At 68.9% G+C, this 24,621-nt stretch carries 19 protein-coding genes and 1 pseudogene; 10 read left to right on the top strand and 10 right to left on the bottom strand.

Annotation, left to right across the window (positions count from 1 at the left end):
• The first annotated feature begins 52 nt into the window (after positions 1–52).
• Positions 53–682: a DUF4145 domain-containing protein gene (locus QHF89_RS43375; protein WP_170228889.1), complete on the top strand. Its 630-nt coding sequence runs from the start codon at positions 53–55 to the stop codon at positions 680–682.
• Positions 683–691: 9 nt separating this feature from the next.
• Here the strand turns inward: QHF89_RS43375 and QHF89_RS43370 are convergent, their stop codons facing one another.
• The gene (locus QHF89_RS43370; RefSeq protein ID WP_284721701.1) at positions 692–2,392 is read right to left on the bottom strand and encodes an alpha/beta hydrolase domain-containing protein; all 1,701 of its coding nucleotides are present in this window, start codon (positions 2,390–2,392) and stop codon (positions 692–694) included.
• A 288-nt stretch (positions 2,393–2,680) separates the two neighbouring features.
• Here QHF89_RS43370 and QHF89_RS43365 point away from each other — a divergent pair, with 288 nt between their 5' ends.
• Together QHF89_RS43365 and QHF89_RS43360 are read left to right on the top strand one after the other, a co-directional pair.
• On the top strand, positions 2,681–3,913 hold the full coding sequence (locus QHF89_RS43365; protein WP_136968938.1) for a hypothetical protein: 1,233 nt from the start codon (positions 2,681–2,683) through the stop codon (positions 3,911–3,913).
• Entirely contained in the window at positions 3,910–5,013 is a 1,104-nt protein-coding gene (locus QHF89_RS43360) for a hypothetical protein (protein ID WP_136968939.1), read from the top strand. The genes QHF89_RS43365 and QHF89_RS43360 overlap by 4 nt, the downstream gene beginning before the upstream one ends.
• 26 nt (positions 5,014–5,039) lie before the next feature.
• Here QHF89_RS43360 and QHF89_RS43355 read toward each other — a convergent pair whose 3' ends face one another.
• Positions 5,040–6,527, bottom strand: coding sequence for an MDR family MFS transporter (locus QHF89_RS43355; RefSeq protein ID WP_136968940.1), 1,488 nt, complete (start codon positions 6,525–6,527; stop codon positions 5,040–5,042).
• Positions 6,528–6,581: 54 nt separating this feature from the next.
• A complete protein-coding gene (locus tag QHF89_RS43350; protein WP_136968941.1) occupies positions 6,582–7,637 on the bottom strand; it encodes a nucleotidyltransferase domain-containing protein in 1,056 nt (351 codons plus the stop codon).
• 80 nt (positions 7,638–7,717) lie between these two features.
• Here QHF89_RS43350 and QHF89_RS43345 point away from each other — a divergent pair, with 80 nt between their 5' ends.
• The 3 genes from QHF89_RS43345 to QHF89_RS43335 all read left to right on the top strand — a co-directional run bounded on the left by QHF89_RS43345 (position 7,718) and on the right by QHF89_RS43335 (position 11,196).
• Complete coding sequence (locus QHF89_RS43345; RefSeq protein ID WP_136968942.1) at positions 7,718–7,960, top strand: amphi-Trp domain-containing protein; 243 nt, start codon at positions 7,718–7,720, stop codon at positions 7,958–7,960.
• Positions 7,957–9,828 (top strand): ribonuclease R family protein, encoded by a 1,872-nt coding sequence (locus QHF89_RS43340; protein WP_136968943.1) that lies wholly within the window; start codon positions 7,957–7,959, stop codon positions 9,826–9,828. Before QHF89_RS43345 ends, QHF89_RS43340 begins: the two co-directional genes overlap by 4 nt.
• Positions 9,829–10,329: 501 nt before the next feature.
• On the top strand, positions 10,330–11,196 hold the full coding sequence (locus tag QHF89_RS43335; protein WP_136968944.1) for a hypothetical protein: 867 nt from the start codon (positions 10,330–10,332) through the stop codon (positions 11,194–11,196).
• Here the strand turns inward: QHF89_RS43335 and QHF89_RS43330 are convergent, their stop codons facing one another.
• Genes QHF89_RS43330 through QHF89_RS43320 form a run of 3 tightly spaced genes read right to left on the bottom strand, consistent with a single transcriptional unit; the run spans position 11,197 to position 16,014 of the window.
• Positions 11,197–12,063, bottom strand: a complete 867-nt coding sequence (locus tag QHF89_RS43330; protein WP_136968945.1) for an STAS domain-containing protein — start codon at positions 12,061–12,063, stop codon at positions 11,197–11,199.
• 16 nt (positions 12,064–12,079) lie between these two features.
• Positions 12,080–13,972, bottom strand: coding sequence for an OPT family oligopeptide transporter (locus QHF89_RS43325; RefSeq protein ID WP_136968946.1), 1,893 nt, complete (start codon positions 13,970–13,972; stop codon positions 12,080–12,082).
• 53 nt (positions 13,973–14,025) lie between these two features.
• Positions 14,026–16,014, bottom strand: a complete 1,989-nt coding sequence (locus tag QHF89_RS43320; RefSeq protein WP_136968947.1) for a CocE/NonD family hydrolase — start codon at positions 16,012–16,014, stop codon at positions 14,026–14,028.
• Between the two features lie 161 nt (positions 16,015–16,175).
• On the opposite strand from QHF89_RS43320, the gene QHF89_RS43315 reads away from it, so the two are divergent.
• On the top strand, positions 16,176–18,479 hold the full coding sequence (locus tag QHF89_RS43315; RefSeq protein ID WP_284721700.1) for a M20/M25/M40 family metallo-hydrolase: 2,304 nt from the start codon (positions 16,176–16,178) through the stop codon (positions 18,477–18,479).
• A gap of 1 nt (position 18,480) precedes the next feature.
• Here QHF89_RS43315 and QHF89_RS43310 read toward each other — a convergent pair whose 3' ends face one another.
• A complete protein-coding gene (locus QHF89_RS43310; protein WP_136968949.1) occupies positions 18,481–19,266 on the bottom strand; it encodes a hypothetical protein in 786 nt (261 codons plus the stop codon).
• A 258-nt stretch (positions 19,267–19,524) separates the two neighbouring features.
• On the opposite strand from QHF89_RS43310, the gene QHF89_RS43305 reads away from it, so the two are divergent.
• From QHF89_RS43305 to QHF89_RS43295, 3 genes are read left to right on the top strand one after another with little or no spacing between them, the layout of a single operon-like run.
• Positions 19,525–20,814: a ferredoxin--NADP reductase gene (locus tag QHF89_RS43305; protein WP_284721699.1), complete on the top strand. Its 1,290-nt coding sequence runs from the start codon at positions 19,525–19,527 to the stop codon at positions 20,812–20,814.
• On the top strand, positions 20,814–21,584 hold the full coding sequence (locus QHF89_RS43300) for a MerR family transcriptional regulator (protein ID WP_284721706.1): 771 nt from the start codon (positions 20,814–20,816) through the stop codon (positions 21,582–21,584). The genes QHF89_RS43305 and QHF89_RS43300 overlap by 1 nt, the downstream gene beginning before the upstream one ends.
• A gap of 29 nt (positions 21,585–21,613) precedes the next feature.
• Entirely contained in the window at positions 21,614–22,792 is a 1,179-nt protein-coding gene (locus QHF89_RS43295; protein WP_284721698.1) for a ferritin-like domain-containing protein, read from the top strand.
• Position 22,793: 1 nt separating this feature from the next.
• On the opposite strand, the gene QHF89_RS43290 is transcribed toward QHF89_RS43295, so the two are convergent.
• The 3 genes and pseudogenes from QHF89_RS43290 to QHF89_RS43280 form a co-directional block, all read right to left on the bottom strand.
• Positions 22,794–23,420: a hypothetical protein gene (locus QHF89_RS43290; RefSeq protein ID WP_136968952.1), complete on the bottom strand. Its 627-nt coding sequence runs from the start codon at positions 23,418–23,420 to the stop codon at positions 22,794–22,796.
• Positions 23,421–23,437: 17 nt separating this feature from the next.
• Positions 23,438–24,058, bottom strand: coding sequence for a hypothetical protein (locus QHF89_RS43285; protein WP_136927990.1), 621 nt, complete (start codon positions 24,056–24,058; stop codon positions 23,438–23,440).
• A 124-nt stretch (positions 24,059–24,182) separates the two neighbouring features.
• Positions 24,183–24,621 (bottom strand): annotated as a pseudogene (locus tag QHF89_RS43280) (PE-PGRS family protein); the annotation flags it as partial.

Below are 24,621 nucleotides of genomic sequence, written 5' to 3'. Positions count from 1 at the left end.
CCCGGACGGCATGCGTGGAAGAGTGGACTTCCATCGTTTCGAGGAGGAGCCGATGCACCGCAACCCGAGCTTTTATTGCCAGGCGTGTCGCATGCAGGTGCAGCTCGTGCACCACGGTGAGCACAAATACCAGCAGCAGGACGGGGCCTCGAAGGACTACGTCTTCGGTCATTGCGCCCGCTGCAACCGCGTCGGGCTCGTCGAATACGAGCACGAAGCCGACGGCGCGGCCGCGGAGCCGCGGCAGCTCTGGCCCTCGGTGCTCCGGCCCATCGATTTCGAGCTCCCGCCGCGGGTGATGGAGGCCTACCAGGAGACGCTGCGGTGCGAGGCGGCCGGCGCGTGGATGGCCACGGCGGTCATGGCGCGGCGTACGCTCGAGGTCGTGGTGCGTGAGTTCGCGCCCGATCACGAGCGTTTCCTCGACGGCCTGCGGGCGCTCTACACGAAGGGCCTCATCAGCGAGGAGCTTTGCCGCTGGGGCGAGGAGCTCCGGTTCCTCGGCGACGTCGGCGTCCTGCCCACAGACCCGAAGGCCTCGCACCAGGACGCCAAAGAGGCGCTCGAATTCCTGGGGGCGCTCCTCGAAACGCTGTACCACTTGCGCGAAAAGTTCCGGCGCATGCAGGCGCGGCGCCAGCGAGGGCGGCTCGGGGCCGATGCGCCCGAGCGGCCCTCCTGAGGTCTCTCGTCAGAATTCGATCTTCGACGCGTCGAGCTCGTCGTTCACCGCGTCCGCGGCCACGGTCTTGCTCGGCGGCGGCGCCGTGCCCTTCTCGGCCCACGCCACGAGGGCGTCGAACGCGCGCTCGGCGTAGGGCTGCAGGATCGTGAACTTGTCCTGCGCGCCCTCCTCGGCCGGCGTGCCGTCGAAATCGAAATCGAGCACCCCGTCCGAATGCAGGTCCACGTGGCCGCCGCCGGCCACGACGTAGAGCCGGTACAGGTCCGGATTGCCGTACGTGGTCACCGCGTCGCGGTAGTCCTCCGCGTTCGAGATCACCCCGAGCAGCCCGTCCGCGTCGCCGTGAATGCTCACGAGCGGCGCCGAGAACTCGCCCGTGTTGGCGTTCTTCAGGGCATACGACACGCTCTCCTCCGTCCAGCCGGCGTCCGGCGCCGAGGCCAGGAACGCATAAAACGGCGGCGGATCCATGTCGTTCGGCGGGAAGCAGCTATACGCCGCGCTCCCGGCCAGATCGTGGCCGAGGAGCTCCGCCTTGAAGTAATACGCCGTGAAGTTGTAGTAACCGATCCCCTTGAATTGCGGCAGCGATGCCTTGAGGGAATCGAACGCCGTGTTGTAGGCGCCCCAGATCGTCGCCGACGGCGCGCCGAAGCCCGCTGCGATCATCGCATCCTGCGCCCCCGAGAACGGCGGCGTCTCCGCGAACGCGGCCGGCGTCGAGAGCGTCGCCGCATCGTAGGCCCACTTCATCGCGAGCGCCGCGCGCTCGTTCGAGCTCACGAGGTGGTTTGCCGCGGCATACTCGGCCGGCGTCACCGTCCCGTTCTTGTCCTTGTCGAGCACCCGCGCGTCGGGCCAGTACGCGCCCGACCAGTCGAGCCCGCCGGCGAAAACCCGCTTCCCGCCGGCCTTCTCGCGCTCGTGATCGATCTCCAGCGCGCGCCGCACCTGATATCCGCCGTTCGACAGGCCCACCGCATACACGTGGGTCGGCGCCCTGCACGTCACGATCTCGATATGATCCGCAGCCCACTGCGCGAGATCCAGCATCATCGCGCCCCAGTGCTGCGTCGGGTGCGCCTTGTTCAGCAGCGTCGCGTTCCCATCGACCCCGCCGTTCGTCATTCCCTTGTTCCCGGCCACGTAGGCATACCCGCGCCGTAACACCCAGGGCACGATCGTCCCCTCGTTCGCGAATTCGCTGCGCGTGCCGGGCGTCCCCGCCACCACGAGCTTGCCGTTCCAGTCGTTCGGCATCTTCAGCACGATCTCCTGCGTCCGCGTGACCCCGCCCTCGGTCACCGTGAGCGTGCCCGTGACCTCGATGCCGGCCACGTTGTCCTTCGGCGCGAGCTTCAGCGAATGCAGGAGGCTCGCCTGCATCTTCTTGACCTTCGCTTGCTCCTCGGGCGGAAGGTCGTCGAATTCGGGCATCCCGGCCTTGAGGGTCCAGTAGTTGATGTGCGCGAGTCCCCCCCCGCCGGCGTTGTAGAACGTGCGCAGCGACCCCGTGAGCCCGCCATCGAGCCCTTCGAAGTCCATCGTCGGCACGCACGTCTGTGTGGGAGGATTGCAGGCATCGCCCACGCAGGGCGGATTTTGCGCCGGATCGTCGCTGCACCCCGCGAGGGAGAAGGCCGCGAGGACCACGGCCGCTTGGAATGGGTTTGCCCGTCGAGTGAAGGATCGGAAGGTCTTGAGCATCGGGTGAAATCTACAAGGACACCCCGGCGCGCTCAATGTCGGCAAAGGCACGGCGCGCCATGTGCGCAGCCGCGTCGGCAGGATCCCACGCGTGGCCGCGTCCGCCGCTTCGCAGGCACCTGTCGAATTTCGGGCGGTCATCGTCGATGTTCTGCACTTTCGGAACAGACAGGCCCGAGATCGCCCCCCTCCCCCCTTGCCGGCACGGCGCGTGCCTCTACCGTGATAGCTCGCTGGATGCCGCGATCTCCTTTTCGCGCGCCGGCGCCTTCGCCACGAGGTAACACCGTGCGATCACCTCCCCGACGCCTCCTTTCGTCCGCGCTGCTCACCGCCCCGCTCCTCGCGTTCGCGGCGCCCGCCGCGGCGGATGACGCCCCGCCCGCGCTCCGCTGGGACCAGCCCGTGAGCTGTTACAACCTGAAGGAGGGAAAGACGCTCCGCGTCCAATGCACGCAGGACGCCAAAGGAGAGACGTGCCTCGTCGCCCCCGGCGAGATGGTCGGCATCGGCGATCCGCTCGACAAGGTCCAGCCCTGCACCCCCTACAACGATGACGCCTACCGCGCGCTCGCGCGCCGCGCCCGCATCGTCCCCGCGGTCGCCGAGGCGCCGCCCGGGTATGCGCGCGGCGAGAGCGGCCGGGCCTTCCAGGTCAAATTCGACCTATTGAACCGCTTCTACATCGGCGTCGGCTGGGCCCCCACCCTGCAATCGACCCGCGGGTTCGCCCTCCCCCCGGGCTTCCCGTTTGCCCGGGCGAACGCCGAGATGGGCATCCACCTCAGCATCCTCTCGCCGCGACGGCGCGCCCGCCATGACCTCCGCATCCTCGAAGGCAGCGCGACCTTCGCCGACCTCGAGCTCCGCGGCACCCTCCTCTCCTACGATTACCAGCACGAGCACAGGCGCCCGCTCTTCTGGATCAGCACCTTCTTCGGTGAGCCCGACGTTTTCCCGATCCTGCCGCGCATGGGCTTTGGCTTCCGCGTCCTCTCCGTCCTCGATCGCCAGCCCTCCTTCCGCGACGCCCTCGACATGGAGTTCGGCGAGTTCCACGTCGCCTGGAACCCCTGGCAATCCGACGACATGTACAGCCACCTCCGCGTCGAAATCGGCGGCAATTTCGGCGCGCACTGGCAGGATCGGACGATCGTCTCCGGCAAATCGGGCAATTATTTCATCGGCCCCACGGCCGCGATCGAGACGCGCATCAGCCTCGGCAAGGGCGGCCTGCATTATCTCTTCAGCGACCTCACGTTCCGGCGCCCCACCATCGTCGCCGGTGAGCTCACCGGCGAGACCGTCAATCGCCTCGCGGGCTCGTTCGCGTACGAGGGCGTGCTCATCGCGATCAACGACCAGCCGATCTCGGCCCGCATCGCGGCCGAGGGCCGCACGCAAAACGATTTCGTGCGTGACGTGCGGGCGGTCGAACTCCGCTTCTTCGCGGGCCTGCGCATGTCCTTCGGCGCCCCGCCGCGCGTCTTCGAGCCGATGCCCGCCTTCGAGGACCCGTGATCCGACGCTCCCTCACCGCCGCGATCGCCGCGATCGCCATCACCTCCGCGCCCATGGCCGTGGCGGATGAGGGGGGTTTGGGGGCGCAGCTCGGCTTGCCCGAGCGTAGCCCCCAAGCGTTGGACGACTTTATTCATTCGCCCAAGGGGCGCACGTTCCGCGTGCGTTTTGATCCCGAGAGCCGCATTCGCCTCGGCGCCGCCGCCTCCGGCGCGCGCAAGGAGAACGGCCGCATCACCCCCGCGCTCGAAGTCCATGCGGGCATCTCCGTCCGCCGCCGGTATGCCTTCGGCGAGGGCCCCTCGCGGATCGAATGGCAATTCGATCAACGTATCCTCTCGGGCTTCGTCGCCCCCTTCGCCCGCCCGTTCGGCGACATGCCCTCCTTCGACGCCGTCCTTTACGGCGCCGCCGCGCACCGCCACGACCTCGCGCCGCGCATCGTCCTGCCCTCCTCGCCGCCGCTCAGCATTCCTTTCCCCTTCGACGTCGGCTTCGACGCCGAGTTCGGCCGCGTCACCGTCCCGCGGGCCCTGCCCACGGGCGCCGCGGACGGCGGGGCCATCCCCTTCCTCCGCGTTTCCGTGGCGCGCGCGACTGCCTACCTCGATCCTTTGCGCTCCAACCATCCCGGCCGCAGCCTCGAGATCGGCGTGGGCGTGCGGTACGACCTCGACGTCTACGGCGCGCAACGCGGCACCGGCCCCGCGGACTCGATCGCGCGCCCTCGCCTCGTGCACCGCGTCGCGCCTGGCACGGCGGGCTCGATCCGCTTCCGCTTCGAAACGCAGGACGGGCTCCTCTCGCTCGACACCCGCGCCGAGATCACCCCGCACTGGACCAGCGAACGCACGTGGAAACTCGCCGCGCTCGGCTACGGCCGTGTCGAGCGCACGATCCTCGCGATCAACGACGAGCCGATCTCCGTCTTCCTCGAAGGCAGCTACCGCCTCGTCCCGCCCACGCTCGAGCTCGCCACGCTGCACGACGTGCGCGCGAGCCTCGGCATCAGCTTCGGCCTCGATCTCACGCCGGACCCGCGCGTGAAGAAGATCCAGCCGCGCTCGCGACAGATCCCGACGACGGCGCCCGCCCCCTGAACGGCGATTCCTTCGAACCCAAACGATCAGTGCACGGGAGGCGCAGGCGCAGGCGTGGGCGCAGGCTCCACGACCTTCGTCTCCATGGGCACGTTCGGGAAAAACAGCGCCCCGACGAACGCGAGGACGCCGAGCACCGCGATCATCCAGAACACCGTACCGAGGCCTGCATCGAGCAGCCCGGCGATACGCTGCACGACGTCGGGACCGAGCGCGGCCATCCCTTCATGCGAGAGCGCTCGGCTCGCCGCGTCGCTCGGGAGTGTGGGGTCCTTCCGAAGCGAGGCCACGATCACGCCGCCCATCACGCCGACCGCGACGGCACCACCCATCGTCCGGAAGAACATCGTGCTCGCGGTCGCCACGCCGCGCTGCTCCCAGCGCACCGAGGTCTGCACCGAGATGACGAGCGCCGTGTTGGCGCAGCCCATCCCGATCCCGAAGAGCCCGGTCACGACGCGCAGCGCGAGGGGCCCTTGGTCGGCGACGAGGGGCAAGGCGACCGCGGCCGCCGCCGTGCAACCCATCCCGAAACGAACGAGGGCACGAAAGCCGACCCGCGGGAGGATCCTCCCGCTGAGCGTGCTCGCGATGGGCCACGAGACGAGCATCGGCGTGATGGAACTCCCTGCTTGCGTCGGCGTCCCGCCGAGCACGCCCTGGATGAAGAGCGGAACGTACGTGAGGAGGGCGATCATCGCGCCGCCGATGACCGCGCCAATCGCGGACGAGAGCGCCATCACCCGGCGCGCAAAAAGCGAGAGCGGCAGGAGCGGCTCCTCGGCGCGACGCTCGACGAAGACGAAGGCCACGAGCAGGAGCGGCGTGGCGAGGATGAAGGCTCCGGACTTGTGCACCCCGGAGCTCGCGATGAGCAGCGACGTCACGAAGCCCGCGAGCAGCAAGGCCCCTGCGAGATCGAGGCGCCGCGTCTTTCGCTCCACGCGCTCGTGCAAGGCTGTCGCGACGAGCGCCGCCGCCGCCACGCCGAAGGGCAGGTTCATGTAGAAGACCCAGCGCCAGGACACGTTCTCGACGATCACGCCGCCGATGATCGGCCCGACGAGGCCAAAGAACCCCCACGCCGCGCCGATGTACCCTTGCAGCTTCGAGCGCTCCTCGATGCCGAAGATGTCGCCGATGATCGTGACCGGCATCGGCTGCATGGCCCCGGCGCCGAGCCCCTGGATCGCGCGGAACGCGATGAGCGCGGGCATCGACTGCGCGGCGCCGCTCGCCGCCGATCCCAGGAGGAAGATCGCGATCCCCGCGAGCAGCACGGGCTTTCGCCCATGCAGATCCGCGAGCTTGCCGAAGATGGGGACCGAGATCGCCGAGGTGATCAGGTAGGCGTTCGTGACCCACGCGTAATACTCGATGCCGCCGAGATCCCCGGTGACGGTGGGCATCGCGGTGGCCACGACGGTCGCCTCGAGCGCGGCCATGGCGAGGGCGAGCACGAGGCCCGCGACGGTCAGGCCTCTGTGCGTGCGTCGTTCGTCTGGAACCGACATGGCCAAGACGGTGTGGTTACTCCGCGGCCAGCGCCCGCGCAACCACGGCTCCGCTCAGAACACGCCGAATTGCCGCACGAGACCCGCGATCTCGTCGTCCTCGTGAAAGAAGACGCGATCGAGCCCCTCCTGGAACGTGTAGGTCAAGCTCGTCGCTTCCTTGAACAGCGCGTCGTCCCCGAAGGCTTCGAACGGCAGATCCGAGAGATGCCGGCGTTTGCCCTCGTCGGAGAGGATGCCCATGAACGCGTCGTACGAGCCGATCACCTTCTGCGCGGTGTCCGCGGAGATCGAAGGTCGGAGCAGCACCTCGCACATCTGCTCCAGCGGCGAGAGACGCAGCCGCTCGCGCAGGTACCGCACGACGCGCGCAGGATCCACGCCGCCCTCGCCGCGCCGGAACTCGCCCTTGCCGAAGAGCTCGAGCGAGAAACACGCGAGCATCCCGCTCGCGAAGAGCAACTTCCGGCTCGTGCGCAGCTTGACGTTGCGCAGCGCCCAGCCGCCCTTGAAGCCCTGCTTGTTCACGAAATCCACGGTGATCGTGCGCCAGTACCGGATGATGTCGTTCAGCAGGAAACGCGGCACGAGCTTCGAACGCTTGGAGAACAAAAGACCACGGTCGTCGCCGACGTAGCGGTGCAGCACGAGATCCACGACCCGCTCGAGCGCGTCGCGCTGACCGATCGCGATCGACTCGAGCAGGAACAGGATGCGCTGCGTGGTGTTGCGGTTCGTGTCGTCGTGCCCGCCGATGAGGTGCAGGAGCGGGTGGCTGAAGGACACGTTGTCGAAGACGCCAAAGGGGCTCGGCGGCTGGAACTTCGCCTCGTGCAGGATCTTCGTGATCGCGAGGGCCTTCTCGAAGTGGACCCGGTCGGCGCGCCCGTCCACGAGCAGCGTCCAGTCGATGTCGCTGCCCGCCGTGTACTCGCCGCGAGCAAACGACCCGAACACGACGATGCTCGCGTCCTCGGGATCGTGCCCTTGAAGGAGCTCGCGCAGCCTGCAGAGCGTCTGCGCGGAGAGGTCACGCGCGGCGAGCACGTGCGGAAAGGCGCGGCCTGCCTTCGCTTCGAGTCGCTGGATCACCTCGGATTTCGCTTCCATTCGGTTTTCCTGAGGGGGGCGGACACTAGCACATGCCTCCCGTGGACATCGCGACGATGAGCCGATTATCCTCCCCGGCCATGGCGAGAGACGTCACGCGCATCCGCACGAGGGATGAGTTCGTCGCGCTCCTCCGCCGCGTCGCCGACGCGGTCGAGCGAGGCGAGCCGTTCCGCGTCCAGGTCGGCGGTGTTCGGGTCACGGTCCCGTACGAAGCCGAGCTCTCGATCGAGCACGAGGCCGAGGGCGACGCCGAGGAGATCGAGATGCAGCTCCGATGGCGCCGCGGGCAAGCCGAGAGCGACGGTCCCGACAGCCAATGAACGACAGCACGGCACGCGGGCGCATCTCCGTTCATCCCCGCGGGTTCGGGTTCTTCGTCGTCGAAGGCCCGACCCCGATCTCCGCGTTCATCACGCCCCCGGATCTGAACCCCTTCCTCGACGGCGACGTCGTGAACGCGCGGCTCAGCTCCGACGGCAGCGGCCGCTTCGTCGCCACCGAGCTCGCGCTCGTCAGCCGCCCCCGCGCCGAGGTCTTCGGCAGCGTCGCCCTCCGCGGCGGCAAACGCTACCTGCGGATCGATCGCTCCGTGGCGAACACGGACTGGCCGCTCGACACCACGAACGAGCTCGCCGAAGGCACGCACGTCGTGGCCGAAGTCTCGGGCGATCGCCTCGTCGTCGCGCGTCTCGTGCCCGAGGGCGCCGACCTCGGCGTCGAGCGTTGCATCGCGCGGCACGGCCTCCGCGCGGTCTTCGCCGACACCCTGGATCGCGCCGCGGAGGAAGCGGCCGCGCGGCCGATCCCGATGGAGCGACGGCGTGATCTCCGGAGCGTCCCGACCGTGACCATCGACGCGGCGTCCACGCGGGACATCGACGACGCGCTCTCGGCGTACCCGGCCGACGCGAGCGGCGCGCTCCGCGTGCTCGTCTCCATCGCCGACGTCGACGTGTTCGTCCCCGAGCGCTCGGCCCTCGATCGCGAGGCGCGCCTGCGCGGCACGAGCGTCTACCTCGCGGGCCGCGTGCTGCCGATGCTCCCGGAGGCCATCTCGTCGCGCGCCGCGAGCCTCGTCGAGGGCGAAGACCGCCCTGCGCTCACGGCCGAGCTCCGCATCGATCCCGAGGGTCGCATCACCTCGGTCGACGTCTACGAGAGCCTCGTCCGCTCCCGCGCGCGCCTCACGTACGACGCCGTCGACACGTTCCTCGCCGAGGGCCACGCCGAGGGCGTCCCGCACGCCGTCGAGAGCACGCTGCGCTGGCTGCGCACGGCGGTCGCGCGCCTCGGCGCCGTTCGCGCCGCGCGGGGTGGCGTCAACCTCGCGCGCGAGGAGGCGCGGATCGAACTCGACGCGCGCACGGGCGAGCCGACTGCGGTCGAAGCGCACCGCGAGACGCCTGCGCACAGGCTCGTCGAGCGGCTCATGGTCGCCGCGAACGAGGCCGTCGCGGATTGGCTCGTCGCGCGTGGCCTGCCCGGCATCTACCGCGTCCACGACGAGCCCTCGCCCGAGCGCGTCCGCACGCTCGCGCAACTCGCGCACAACTTCGGCATCGAGGCTGGCTTCGGCCCTCGCCTCTCGGCCCGCTCGCTCGCCGCGTTCGAGGCGCAGATCGCGGGCGCGCGCTTCGAGCCCGCGATCCGCACCGTGCTCGGCCAGGCCCTCGGCCCGGCGCGCTACACGCCCGATCCCGGCGCGCACTTTGGCCTCGGCGCGCCGCTTTATCTGCATTTCACCTCGCCGATTCGCAGATACGCCGACCTCGTCGTGCACCGCATCCTCAAGCGGTACCTCGAAGGCCACCGCGATTACGAGGACATCCGCGCCGGGCTCGCTGTCCTCGCGGCCGACTGCGACAGATCCTCGCAGAACGCGGGCAAGGCGGAAGCCGAGCGCCATCGCATGCTCGTCGCGCGTCTTTATGCCGGCCGCCTCGGCGAGGAGGTCTCGGGCAACATCGTCGCGCTCAAACCGTTTGGCCTGCTCGTGCAGATCGCCGGCACGGGCGCGATGGGCTCCATTGCCATGGAAGTGCTTCCCGGCGGGCCTTTCCGCACGGACCTCGCGGCGCAGGCGTTGATCGGCGCGGGTGTGCGGTATGCGGTGGGGGATCGGATCACGGCGACGGTGGCGGCCGTGCATGAGGAGCTCGGGAGGATCGATCTGGTGCCGGCGGGGTGACGAGGGCGTGATCTCGGGGGACGAGGGCGCTCTCATGCGTGACGAGAGCGCTCCCATGCGTGACGAGGGCGCGATCTCGGGTGACGAGAGCGCTCCCATGCGTGACGAGGGCGCTTTCTCGGATGACGACGGCGCCCAACGTGATGACGACGCGATTTGGCGATGGGCTCCGACCGGATGACGACGGGCTCCGGGCGGATGACGATGGGGGTCCGGCCGGGTGACGAGGGTCTTGACCTCGATCGAGGGGCGAGTCCGTGGCTTCGAGAGCCTGGAGCTGCGCTTTCCCGAAGCGTATCTCGCTCCGGGCCATGACGAGACAACCTGCTCCAACGGCGGCGGATGCGAGCGGGATGTATCGCGCGTATTGCCAGGTCGTGATCTACGACCTCGAAAAGAAGCGGAAGCATCGCGGGCCATGAGCCGACTCGCAGCGCTCCCACACTGCCCGCGCCCACGTTTCTCTTGACACCCCTCCCCCCATCGCCCGACTCTCCCGCCATGCCCATCCAATCCAGCGACGATCCGATCCACACCCTCGACATCCTCGCCGCGAAGGTCGGCGCGCCTCAGGCGGGATTGCTCGATGCGCTGCTCGCGGGCACCGATAACGAGCAGCTCACCGACAAGGGTCGCGAGATCGCCACGAGCCGGCTCGTCGTCGACGGGGTGCGGCTTTATCAGGAGGCGTACCACTTCTGGCAAAACGCCACCGAGCCGCAGAAGAAACGCCTCAAGGGGTTTTCGTTGCCCCTGCTCGGCGTCGCCGTGCATCAGCTCCTCGCGCTCCACGTGCGGGCGCAGAAGATGGCGGACGACACGACGGACGAGGGCAAGTCGCGGGCGAAACGCGCGACCGAGGCGAGCCGCACCGCGTCGCATGCGGTCGCGATGCGTGATCAGGCCGCCTCGGCGTTGCGGGACGCCGCCGGCCTCGACCCGGCCTTGCGCGCGGAAGTCGACGAGACGGTCGGCACGGCCGAGACCCCGGACACGCTCGCGCGCGGGCTCGATGGGCTCGCCGGTGTCCTCGACGCGTGGCTGAAAACCCCGCCCGCCTCGCCCATCCTCGCGCGGCTCACGCTCGCGAGCCTCGATGCGGCCTATGCGGAGGAACTCAGGGCCGCGGCGAATGCCGTGCGGACGACCGCGGCGAATGCCGGCGAACGGCAAGCGGCGAAAGCCGCGGCGCAGGCCGGGCTCGATCGCGAAGACGGCGTCGCGATCCTCCTGCTCGGGCAGATTGTCCGGGCCTTCGACGGCGCGAACGATCTGGATCCGACGATCCCGCGCCTCCTGCCGAATTCGACGCGGCGCCTGTTCTCGCGGCGAACGAAGAAAAAGGAGACCGGCACGGCGGAGGCGTGATCACCTGCCCCGCCGCACCACCTCGAACGCCATTCGCCGGAGCGCCGCGCGCAATCCATCCCGCAGCGTCCCGTACGTCGGCACGCCCGAGAGCGGCGCGTCGATTCCCACGAGCGTCCTCGCGACCTCCGGGCTCACGCCGACCACGGCGCAGCCCGCCCCGAGCAGCCGCGTCGCGCTGATCGTTTGCAGGAGCCGGTGCGCGGCGCTCTCGTCCACCGACCGCATCCCCGTGATGTCGAGCAGCACCTCGCGCGTCTGAAACTGCTGAATGGCCGCGAGCACGTCGTCCGTCACCCGCTCGCCTCGCCGCTCGTCGAGCGTCCCGACGAGCGGAACCACGAGCACGCCGTCCCACACCTGAATGATCGGCGCGGAGATCGCCTGGATGAGCGCGATCTTCTCTTCGAGCTCCGCCGTCCGCGCCGCCACCATTCGTTCGAGCTCGGCTCGATGCTCCGCCACGAGCGCCTCGTTGCGCTTCTCGGTCGTGACGTCTTTCACCTGCACGAACACGCCGATCGCCGCGCCATCCTCGCCGCGCACCGGCGCATACACGTTCTCCCAGTAGTTCCGCTGCAGCGCCTCGTCGCCATACGCCTCGACGACGGTGAATGCTTCGCCCGCAAGCGCACGATCGAAGTTCACGCGAGCTTTCTCGCGATCGGCGGAGGCCTTGATGACCTCCAGCATGCTCAGGCCGAGGCGGATGTCTGCGCCCCATATCGCCCGCATGACCCCCTCGTGCCGGGGATTGAAATAGATGTATCGATACTCCCGGTCGAGCGCGAACATGATCGCGCCGGGGATGTTCTCTCCGATCGCGCGGAGCACGGCCATCGTGGTGTCGCCTTGGGTCTTGCTCATCACCACCTGGCTCCACCTACTTCTGCAGCACGCCGGCCACCACGAGCAGCTTGATCAAGATTCCCATCAAGCTCTCCCCCGCGATCCACCCGCTCGACACGGGCACCGTCAGCCGCTCGCCGAGCGCCGGCTTCGTCTTGCGCAGCACGTGCGCGATCGTCGCGCCGATGAACATCGCGATCGCGTTGCTCGCCGGGATCACCAGCGCGATGCCGAGGCCCGCCGGCGAAGGCACGAACGGGAGCAGCTTCTTCGGCGCGAATCGCTCCGCGAGCGCGAGCACCACGCCGAGCAGAAGGCCGATGACCATCGCCCGGTCTGCCCCCGGAGGCAAACCCCCGAGCCCGCCTGCGAATGCCTTCGAAACGCCGGCCCATACGAGGCACGAGGGCGCGGGCCACTCCTCGCTGCCGAGCACGGACGGGTCCGGCATGATGAGCCAGAAGGCCGGCACCACCACGAGCGCCCCGGCCACCACGCCGAAGAGCTGCCCTTTGAGCTGCTGCCTGGGGCTCGCGCCGAGCAGCCACCCGCTCTTCAGGTCCACCAGGAGATCCGCGGCATGCAGCCCGACCCCGCCCGTCACGTTCGCGCTCATGATGTTGCCCGCGAGATTGCCGGGCGAAAGCACCCCGTACACCGCCTGCGTCACCGGCCCGAGCGCCTTCGTCGGCGTCACGTCCGTCTCGCCCGTCACGCGCGCCGCGACGAACCCCATCACGACGGACAGCGGCACGGCGATGATCCCAGCCCATAACGGAATCTGGAACAGGAACCCCATCAAGAGGATCACGATCGGCGCGAGCACGGCGAACCCTGCGGGGAACCACCAGGTCGGGCACTCCACCTCCGCGATGGGCTCCTCTTTTTCGGATTTCGCGCCACCCGTGAATATGCCCGACAAACCGCGGAACGAGCGGACGATGCTCTTGTAATCGAGGAAGAAGCTCGTCAGGCCCGAGGCCACGAGGATCGCGGCGCCTGGCCAGAGCGTCCACCCGACGATCGCCTTGTAGCTCACCTCTTTGATCGCGTGCTCCGCGGCGAGCCGCGGCGCGAGGATCGCGTAGCCAGCCATCCCCGAGAGCAAGAGCGACCACGCCGTGCGGAAGCTCATGAGCGCGCCCGCGCCGACCAGCACGAGCTCGCAGTTCAGCGTGATCGTCCAGTCCTTCGCCGCGCGCCCCGCGATCTGGAAGGGCAGCGCGATCGAGCCTGGCAGGTTGAACGGGATCCACGCCGCCTTCGCATCACGCAAGAACGCGAGCAACGCGCCCATGAGCCCCGCGATCCCGAGCAGCCGCGCCTTCTCCTTGCCGCCGCCCGCGCCTTCTGCGCCCGCATCTCCGTGATGCGTCGCCTCGTGCATCGAGCGCAGCGTCTCGGCCGTCGCCGTGCCCGTCGGAAAGGCGAGCGCCTCCTTGTTGATGAGCTGCCGCTTGATCGGGATCGCCGCGAACACGCCCATCGCCGCGATCACGCCGAACCAGAGCATCAGCCAGACCGCGCTCGGCCGCGTCGTCGTGACCATGAGCAGCGCGCCGAACGCCGCCATGTTCCCGCCGCCCGTCATGTACCCGGCCGCGGACGCGACCGAGCCCATCGCGTTGTTCTCCAGGATCGTGAACTCGCTCTTCGTCAGCTTCGCCGCGCGAAACAACTCGAAGACGGCGAACGCGAGGATACACGCGGTCAGCGTGACCCCGAGGCTCCAGCCCGTCTTGAAAAAGACGTAGAGGTTCGACAAACACATCACCCCGCCGATGAGCATCCCGGCGATGATCGCGCGCGGCGTGAGCTGTTTTTCCCCTTTGCGATAGACCGTATCGAGCCATTGTTGCTCGGGGTCCGTCGCGCTCGTGGTTTCCTGCGGGGCAGCGGGCTCGGCGGTGGGCTTCATCGTGGTCATCGCGGGTCGAGCCGCGAGCGTACCGGAGAAACGTTCGAGGTGCGAAGAAAAACCTACTCGTCGAGCGCCGGAAGGATCGTCACTTCCAGCGCGCTCGGCATCGCCTGGGATCGATACACCCGGTGCGTCGCCTTCATGTAATCGCTCGGCTTGGCCTCGAAGATGTTCGGCACGAATTTCTGCGGGTTTCGGTCGATGAACGGGAACCACGTCGATTGCACCTGGATCACGATCCGGTGCCCCTTCTTGAAGGTGTGGAGCACGTCGTTCACCGCGAACTTCACCTTCGTCGGCTCGCCCGGGACGAACGGCTTCGGCGCTTCATAACTCTCGCGGAACCGGCCGCGGAACGGCTCGCCGCGCACGAGGATCTGCTGGCCGCCCTTGTCTTTTTTGCCCGCCCACCGGTCTTCCTTGGTGAACCCCGGCATCTTTCCGGGGTTCTCGTCGATGAGCTTCACCACCCAGTCCGCATCGGTCCCCGTCGTGCTCACCCATACCTCGGCTTCGAGCGGCCCCGCGAGCGTGACGTCCCGCTCGAGCGGCTCCGACCGATATTCGAGCACATCGGGCCGGCGTGACGCGAAGCGTTGATCCTCGGCCATGTAGTTCGTCGACCAGTCGTTCCCCATCTCCTGCGTGTGCGGCACGGGTTTGTCTGGATCGCTCACGTATTCGTCGCTCTCGGCCTCCGTGTTCTTCGGCGGCTCGAACGACAGCGCGCCGCTCGCTTGCAGGTAGAGGCGCCCCTTCTTCGCCTCGCGCGGGGGCCAGGCGTCGAACCTGCGGAAGCGATTGGCGCCCACCTCGAAGACCAGCGCCTCCGAGAGCTCCGGCTCCGGCCCATCCTTCAGGTGATGCTTGAAGAACGCGAGCTCGAGATCCTGGAGCACGACCGACGTCGCGAACCCGAAATCCGCGTCGCCGAGTTTGTCCCCTTTCTCATACCACCAGCCCCCGTGTTTCCACGGCCCCATCACGATCGAGTTCTTCGTGCCCGGGTTTTGTGCCTCGATCGCGCGGTACGTGGCGAGCGGGCCGTAGAGGTCCTCCGTATCGTAAAATCCTCCCACGACGAGCACCGCGGCCTTGATGTTGCGCAGGTGCGGCAGGATGTTCCGGGCCTGCCAGAACGCGTCGTAGTTCGGGTGCGCCACGATCTCGCGGAAGAACGGCCGCTCGCCCTTGAAATGCTTCGCCTCGGCCTCGGCGAGGGGCCCCGCGGAGAGGAAAAACCGGTAGGCGTCGGGCGTCCCGTAGTCGACCCCCTCCCAATCGTCCTCGCTGTCCTCCTTGGGCTTCGGCCGCGGTTTGTCGAACGACGCGAAGAAATGGAACGCGAGCTGCAAATTGAAGGCGCCGTGCCGGTGCATGTCGTCGCCGCGGAACCAGTCCCCGATCGGCGCCTGCGGCGAGATCGCCTTCAAGGACGGGTGTGAATCGATCGCCCCCGCCGACGCATAAAACCCCGGATACGACACCCCGAGCATGCCCGCGCGCCCGTTGTTCCCGGCCACGTTTTTCGTCAGCCACTCGAGCGTGTCGTACGTATCGGTGCTCTCGTCGATGTCCTTCGGCCCCTTCTTGTCGAGGTGCGGGCGCACGTTCACGAACGCGCCCTCGGACATGAAGCGGCCGCGCACGTCCTGATGAACGAAGATGAAGCCCTCCTTCTCGAACGCCTCCGATACCAGGCGCTCGCGGTACCGATCGGCCCCGTACGGCGCCACGGAGTAAGGCGTGCGCGTCATGAGGAACGGATACTTCCGGGAAGGGCTCGCGTCGTTCGGCACGTACACCGCCGTGAAGAGCCGCGCGCCGTCGCGCATGGGAATGCGGTATTCGTATTTCGTGTACCTCGACCGAATGAACTCCGCGCGCGCGTTCGACGCCTCGCCCTCGCTCGTCGCTGCGGGCGCGGCGGCGGGCGCGGAGAGCGGCGGCGGCGTCGGGGCGGCCTTCTCCTCGACATGACACGCGGAGGAGGCGAGGAGCGCGAGGACGAACGGGGATGTGCGGGCGAGAGAAACACGAGCGGACACGAACGACCTCCTGGGGACGCCGAGGGGCGCCGCACAGGATAGACGCCCGTCGTGACGCTTGTGAGCAAAATCCAATCGCCGCCCCCCGGCCCGCCGCGGTGGTAGTCTCGGCGCATGCTCCACGCGTCGTACCGCGAGCGCATGAGCCCCGTGCAAAACCAATGAAGATCCCCCCGGCGGCCCACCGCGCCGCACTCCTACTCGCCCTCCTTGCGATCGTCGCCTTCCGGATCGTCGCGTTCGTCCCAAAAGCGCCGCCGGCGAGCCCGACGCCGCAGGCGTTTTCCGTGGACCTCGCCGCAGCCCACGTGGCGCACCTCGCCGCGGCGCCGCGTCCTCCGGGTACCTCGGGTCACGACGCCGCGCAGGAGCTCATCCGCGCCGAGCTCACGCGCCTCGGCATCCCCGTGGAGATCCAGCGCGCCACGGCGCTCGGCACGCACTGGGGCGTGCCGTACGACGGCGCCCGCGTCGAGAACCTCGTCGCGCGTTTGCCCGGGCGCGAGCGTGGCCCGGCCCTCGCGCTCGTCGCCCATTACGACTCCGTTCCGAATGCCCCCGGCGCGGCCGACGACGCGAGCGGCGTCGCCGTCTTGCTGGAGACGGCCCGCGCCCTCCGCGCAGGCCCCGCGCTCCGCAAGGACGTGATCTTCCTGTTCACGGACGCCGAAGAAGCCGGCGTGCTCGGCGGGAACGTCTTCGTCCGCGAGCACCCGTCCTTCCGCGACATCGGCCTCGTGCTGAACTTCGACGCGCGTGGCACACGAGGCCCCGTCGGGCTCATCGAGACGAGCGCCGACGCCGGCGCGCTCGTGCGGCATTTCGCGGACGCCGCGCCCGATCCCGTCGCCACGTCGCTTTTCCCCGAAATCGCGCGCCGCCTCGGCCACCAGACCGATTTTTTCCCGTTCCGCCAGGCCGGCGTGCCCGGGATGAATTTCGCAGCCGCCGACGGGGCCGCCCATTACCATTCCCCCGTCGACGCCCCGGCGCACCTCGACCGGCGCACCCTCGCGCACGCGGGGACGCTCGCGACCTTGCTCGCGCGGCGCTTCGGCGATCTCGATCTCACGACCCTCGCCGCCGAGCCGGTCGTTTATTTCGACGTGCCGGGGCTCGGGCTCATCGTGTACCGCCGCGCGTGGGCGCTGCCGATAGCGATGATCCCCGCAGCTTTGTTCGCCTTCGCGCTCCTCTCTGCCGTACGACGCGGACAAGCGCGCCCGGCTCGTGTGCTCGCCGGATTCGGCGTGCTCCTCGCCTCGCTCGTGCTCGCGGCTGGGCTCGCCGCCGGCTTCGTCGCCGCGCTCCGCGCCCTCGCGCCCGTGTGGGGCGTTTTCCGCGGGGATCCCTTCGACCCGGGCCTCGCGCGAATCGCCCTCGCCCTGCTCGGCGTCGCCGTTTTTGCCGCCGCCCATCGGTTTTTCCGGGCACGCCTCTCCCCCTTCGAGCTCGCGCTCGGCGCGGCCTCGGCCTGGCTCCTCCTCGCGTTCGTGACGGCCGCGCTCCTGCCAGGCGCGAGTTTTCTGTTTGCCCTCCCCCTCGCCGCGTCGCTCGCGGGCCTGCTCGTCTGGCAAAGGCGCCCTGCTCCGCAATCACCGTCGAGCGGCCTCTGGCTCCTGCTCTCCGCGCTTCCTGCGCTCGTCCTCGTCGTCCCGGTCCCTTATCTCCTCTTCGTCGCCCTCGGCTTGCCGCGGGCCGCGCCGGCCGTCGCCGTCGTCGTCCTCCTCGCGGGCCTCCTCGCCCCGCTCTTCGAAGTCCTCGGCGCGGGCGCCTCGCGCAAGCCCGCCCTCGGCCTCGCGGCCGCCTTCGTGGTCACGCTCGGTTTGGCCGTCGTGACAAACCCCTTCTCGCCGGCGCGGCCGCGCCCGGCTTGCCTCGCTTATGCCTTCGACGCCGATCGCCGCGAGGCCGTCTGGACGACGACCGAGGACAAACCCACGCCCTGGACGACCTTGCACATCCCCGAGGCCACGCGCCGCGCCGCTCGTTTCTCGCTCCCCGACCAAGGGACGCTCCGGCACGAGGCCGAGGCGCCGCCGCTCGACCTCCCGCCGCCCCAGTTCGAGGCCCTCGGCGACACGATCCACGAGGGGATCCGCACCCTCCGCTTTCGCCTTCGCTCGGGCCGGAGCGCGCCCTTCGTCCTCGTCTCGGTCACCTCGGAGGCGCCCCTCCGCGGCGCGACGATCGACGGGCGACGCGTGGACGAGCCAAGCGCCTTTCGAGCGACGACCGCCGAGCCCTGGGGTTTTACCTTCCAGGGTTTGCCCGCGGAGGGCATCGAAGGATCGATCGACCTCGCGCCCGGCGCGCCCGTGACCGTGCGGGTGGTCGATCGGACCTACGCCTTGCCCGAGCAGCTCCTCCGCGCGCCCATCCCCGCGGACGTGATGTTGATGCCCTTCCGAATCGCCGGCTCGACGTTCGTCGCCGCCGAGCGCACCTTCGGCCCGGGCCCCTGAATCAAGCCGGCTTCTTCCAGCCCCTCTTCTTCGCCATCCCGCCGGCGGCCTTCCTCGTTCCGTCGCGCAAATGCTCCCATAACGGCAGCGCCGGCACGATCGGGTCATCGGCTTCGACGGAGGCGCGCCGAAGGGCCTGCGAGTCCACGGGCCCGCCCTTGGGCCACAACACCTCGCCTTGCCCCTCGCCCACGATGTCGAGCGCGTCGATCACCTTGCCGCGCGTCACGCCCAGCGTGTCGTGCACCAAGAGGCCCGGCCGGAAAGGCTCTTCCCGCTCGACGAGCGCGCGCTCGAAGGCCGCTTCGTCGAAGGTCGCGCTTCCCTCGATCCCGAAGCCGAGCTCCTGCGGCGAGGCTGCGATCGTCTTTTTTTCGTACGTCCGGAGGCCCCCCTTGTCGATCACGACGCGCTCGCCCTCCCCGTCGATCATCGCGCGGCCCTCGAAGCCGTCGGGCGTGAAACGCATGGCCACGTCGTAGTCGTTCATGTCCGACGAGGCCCACGCCACGTATTGCCAATCTCGCTCGCCTGCTTTCCTCCGCGCCTCGGCCGGCGCCGCGGCCACGTCGTCCCCCAGGAAGACCTCGCAGCCCAGCGAAAAGGCCAGCGATTTCTGCCGGAAGTTTCCCGGGAAGTAAAACACCGCCTCGACGCGCGGGCTCACGGCCACGCGCACGAGCCTCTCGCCCGCGAAGCGCGGCTCCACGTCGGCCCACGGATCCACGATGGCCTTCGCCGAGCAGCGACGTTTGTCGTACAGATACGCGACGAATAGGTAGCTCACGGTACCGAGGAAAGCATGGTGGCGGCAGGACGACAACACGTCCCGCCGACGAACCCACGCCGATGGTACGACCCTGAAGCATTCATCGCTGGCATTTCCCGTTCGGATCGTCGTCCCGTCGAATTCGTGCCGCGTCTCCGATTCCGATCCCGTGGACGACGACGGCATCCCCCACGACGGCGGCCGCGGAGCCGTCGCGTCGGCGCGCAGTGTCAAGTGACACTTGACACTTTGCAGTCCTGCCGGTACAAGCGAGCCATGGAGCTCGACAAGGCCACGATCCAAGCCGAGACGCGCAAAAGCGGAGGCGCCGCGGATCTCCTGCCCGCCAGGATCGTCGTCCGGCTCGAAGCGCTGGTGCGTGACGTACGGACGGTCTTGAACGACTTCACCGGCTTGCGCCCCGCGCCGTACGCGGTCCGCAAGCCGCTCGCCCGGCACCTCCTCGCCTTCACGACTTCGCCTTCCCCCACGTCGAGCGCCGGCATCACGCCGCGCAGGCTCCGCGTCACGCGCGTCGTACGCGAGACCGCGGACGCCGTCTCGCTCTCGCTCACCGATCCCGAGGGCCGCCGCATCGCCTTCGTCCCTGGCCAGTTCTTCACCGTGCTCGTCACGCTCGCGAGCGGCGAGATCCTCCGCCGCGCCTATTCGATCTCGAGCCTTCCCGACGAAGACGGCGCCGCCGCCGAGGTGACGATCACCATCAAGCGAATGCCCGGCGGCCGCGCCTCGAACCACCTGAACGAGCGGGTCGCGGAAGGAGACGTCCTCGACGTGCTCGGGCCCTCCGGCAGCTTCACGGCGGCGCCGGATCCCGCGGCGCGAAGGCACCTCGTCTTGATCGCGGGCGGCAGCGGCATCACGCCGCTCGCCTCGATCACGCGGACCACGCTCGCGCGCGAGCCCGAGAGCCGCGTCTCGCTCGTGTACGGAAACCGGGGCGAGGCCGACATCATCTTCCGCGAGGCGCTCGCTTCCCTCGTCGAAACCCACGCGGATCGCTTCACGCTCCGCCACGTGCTCTCCGAGCCGCCCGCGGGTTTCACCGGACGCACCGGCCTGCTCGATCACGACAACGTCACGCGCGAGCTCGACGTGCTCGCCGCGGTCTCCGGCCTCGACGCAGGCGCCACCGATTATTATGTCTGCGGGCCCGAGCCGATGATGATCGCGGCGCGGGAAGCGCTGCTCGCCCGCGGCGTCGCTCCTGCTCGCATCCACGAGGAACGGTTCTCCGCCCCCGCGCGCCGCACCACGCCGGCGCTCCCCACGAGCTCCGCCCCGATCGAGATCCGCCTCCGCGGCCGCACGAAGACCGTGACCGCCGCGCCCGGACAAACCCTGCTCGAAGCGGGCCTCGCCGCGTCGTTGCCCATGCCGTTCTCGTGTACGATGGGCGGGTGCGGCGTGTGCAAGATCAAGCTCCTGTCGGGGGACGTGACGAGCGAAGAGCCGAATTGCCTGCAAGAGGAAGAGAAAAACCAGGGGTTCGTCCTCGCGTGCGTGTCCCGCGCGGCGGCGCCGTGCACGGTGGAAGTCCCGTGATGGACGTCGCCCTCGCGAGCAAGGAGCCCACGCGCCCGGCCGTGGACCGCGAGGCGTACCCGTATCGCATGAAGGATCTCTGCGAGCGGACCGGTTTGCCGCGGCAGGTCGTCCATTTCTACATCCAGCAGGGCCTCGTGCCGGAGGGCCACAAGACCGGCCGCAACATGGCGTATTACGGCGAGGAGCACCTCGCCCGGATCCTCCTCGTGCGCAAGCTCCAGCACGAGCGGTTCCTCCCGCTGCGCGCGATCAAGGCCCTGCTCGAAGAGCGCGACGAGGCCTTCAGCCCCGCGCAACGCAGGTTCGTCCACGAGGTGAAAGCCCGCCTCAGCAGGGCGCTCGGCGCGCGCGCGGACAAACCCACGACGGCGGACGCGAACGAGCTCATCCAGAAGCTCGGCCTCGCGCGCAAGGATCTCGAGGACATGGTCCATCTCGGCCTCATCGCGGCCGCGGAGGAGCACGACGCCTCGGGGCGCGCGCGGCTCGTCGTGGCGAGCGACGATACGTGGATCCTGGAGACGTTCGCCGAGTTCCGGCGGATCGGCTTCACCGAGACGATTGGCTTTTCGGCGCGCGACATCGTGATGTACGAGGAGGCCATGAGCGCGCTCTTCGCCCGCGAGGCGAAGCTCCTCGCCGACCGCCTCTCCTCGCTCTCGCCCGAGCAAGCCGCCACCATGGTCGAGCGGGCGCTGCCGGTCATCAACGCCTTCTTGGTCCGTTATCACGACGCCCTGGCGAGGAACTTCCTCGCGACGCTTTGACATCAAACGGGTTTCGGAGGAGACATACGATGTTCGACACGAGCCGGCTCACGAGGTTCCTCCCGCCGAGGATGCAATCGCAGATCGACGCGTATTTCGAGGCGTTCGAGGTCCTCCTCTCGGTCAAAGATCCCAAGGTGCTCGGCGCGCTCGGCCCCTCGGGCGTGCGGGGGCTGCTCCTGCACCGGGGCAAACAAGGCACGCCGACGGACATGCCCGCGACGCACGCGGCCCATTTCGACTGGACGTACCCGAGCGATCAGCCCGAAATGGCCGACCTCTACCGCCGCGCCAAGCTCGGCCAATGGAACGGCGACGATCTGCCCTGGAACACGAGCGTCGATCCGCTCGATCCCGAGATCCCGCTCATCCCCGAGGAGTTCCTCTCCTTCGAGGACATCGAGGAGCTCGGCATCAAGCTCGACGCGCTGGAGCGGAGGAAGCTCAGCTACAGCATGTGCGCCTGGATGCTCAGCCAGTTCTTGCACGGCGAGCAGGGCGCGCTCTTCGCCGCCGCGCAGGTGACCGAGGCCGTCCAGTTCTTCGACGGCAAGCTCTACGGCGCGACGCAGGTGATGGACGAGGGCCGGCACGTCGAGGTCTTCAACCGGTACCTCGATACGAAGCTCGAGAAGCTCTACCAGATCAACGACAACCTCTTCGTGATCATCGACTCGCTCATGACCGACGGCCGCTGGGACATGAAGTTCCTCGGCATGCAGATCATGGTCGAGGGCCTCGCGCTCGGCGCGTTCAGCACGCTGTACAAGCAGACGAAGGAGCCGCTCTTGAAGGAGCTCCTCAAGATGGTCATCCAGGACGAGGCGCGGCACGTGCATTACGGCGTCTGCGCGCTGCGCGAGCACTTCACGAAGCACCTGACGGAGCGCGAGCGGCAGGAGCGCGAGGACTGGGCCTTCGAGGTCGCGCTGCTCATGCGCAACCGCTTCGCCGCGTACGAGGTCTACGAGGAGTGGTTCGAGGGCCGGATGACGCGCGCCGATTGGCGAAACGTGGTGTACCGGTCGAAGGGGATGGAGGACTTCCGGACCGTGATGTTCAGCCGCCTCGTGCCGAACCTGCGCGAGATCGGCCTGCTCTCCCCGAGGATCATGCCGCGGTACGAGGAGGTCGGCCTGATGCGGTACTTCGGCGGGCTCGCCGCGGACCAGCTCACGGCGGAGAAGCTTCTCTCGGATCTACACTGAGTCAGGGCGAGACGGGGATCGTGACCGTCGTCCCGTCGGGGTAGCTGAATGTTCCCTTGACCTCGAACGGATCGAGCCCGGTCTCGCAGCCGTTCTCGCAGTTCTGCTTCACGTTCGCGTAAAGCGGCACGGTCACCTCCACCATCCCTGGCGCGACGGCGAAGCCCTGCGAACACGTGGATGGCTTGATCTCGGCCGGGTTTGCCTTCTCATAACAGCTCGCCGGCATCTCGACCCGCTCGTAGAGGAGGCCCGACCATCGAAACGTCTGCGTCGCGCCCGGCGCGATCGGAGGAACGGACGAGTCGAAGCAATCGAGCGGGAACCCTTCGAGCGTCCGGCCCGCGTCGCACGTGACATCGAGGACCGTGAGCTCGGCCCGTCGTGGTGTCGCCTCCTCGGACGGCGCGATTTGAAACTGCGCGTCGCATATGCCGCTGCGCAGGTAGACGGCCTGAGAACGGTCGTTCCGGACGACGATCTCGACCTCCCCTGCGGAGACCTCCGACATGAAAGGTGCGCAAACGTCGGCGGGTCCGTTCGTCCCGGAGCTCCCCTCACCGCCGCTGCAGCCGGCGAGGGCCGCCGAGATCCCCACGAACACGAACAGCCATCGTTGTTTGATCACGTGTCTCTCCCGGCGCCTCAGGATCCCTCGAGCCCGCGCCACGGCTTCGGGAAGAAGCGCCATTTGCCATTCACGCGCGTGAGCCCGTCGAACGCCATGCCGAGCGTCTCCCCGGGCTTGACGAACTTGAACCGAACCCAGCGGACGCCCGGCTTCATGGCCTCCACGGCCTTCTTGTATCCGCCGGGGAAGTTCGGCCCGTCGCCCTGGCCCGCCGCGATCTCCTCCGTCGTCGCCGAATACAGGAGGAGCTGGGTTTGTCCCTCTTTCGGGCTGATGGCCGCGTTCGGGTCGGACCACATCTTCTTGTAATGTGATTCGAGCTTGCCTGCGGCGTCGTCCTTGAAGACGGCCTTGTAATCGTCGGTCGTCGGCTCGAGCTGCTTCGTGAGCGCCGCATGATCCGCGCCCGGCCTCAAGAACGCCTCGAGCAGCGCCTTCGCCGCGTCCAGATCCCCGCCGCCCGACGGCGCCGCCGCTCTCTCGCCCGCGGGCGTTTGCCCCGGCGCGGCCTTCCCCTCGGCGGCGGCCCTGGGCTCGGGCGCCGCCTCTCCGCCCGCCTTGTCGGACTTGGTGCACCCCGCGGAGCAGAACATCCCCACGACGAGCGATACGGCAAACAACGAACGAATGGACACGGCCACCTCCCTCGGGCGCATGCGCGCCGCGGCGCGCGAGTCTAAGCGACGCGCGCGCCGGCCGTAAACCCCGGCGCTCGGGAAAAGGGCGCGGCGAGCCGCGTCCGACGGGAAAGGTCGTCGCTCAAAAGACCTGCCCGGACGAGCCCGCGACGCCCGCGTTGCCAGACGAGGTGCCGCCCGCACCGCCGGTGCCGGGGGTGAGCGTGTTGCCCGTGACCGAGACCAAGGAGCTGCCGACACGGTACACGGCAAACGAGGGGCCTCCCGCGCCGCCGCCGCCATGCCCGCCATTGCCACCCTTGCCGCCGGTGCCGCCATTGCCGCCCTGGCCCACCTCGGCGGTGCACGTCGCCGCGCCCGCACCACCGCCCCCGCCGGCGCCCCCTGCGGCACCTGCGCCGCCGCTGCCGCCGGCGCCGCCCTTCGCGCTCCGGATCGTATTGCCCGTCAGGGTCAATCCGTTCGAATTGAGGACGAAGAGCCCGAACGATCCCCCGCCCGCGCCGCCGCCGCCGCCGCCGGTGCCGCCGCAGCCGCCCGCGCCGCCACCGCCGACGATC

Source organism: Polyangium sorediatum (genome assembly GCF_029946465.1).
In the GTDB taxonomy this organism is placed as follows: Bacteria; Myxococcota_A; Polyangia; order Polyangiales; family Polyangiaceae; genus Polyangium; species Polyangium fumosum.
The sequence above is the reverse complement of the archived record's forward strand: the minus strand, read 5'-3'. Positions and strand labels throughout refer to the sequence as shown.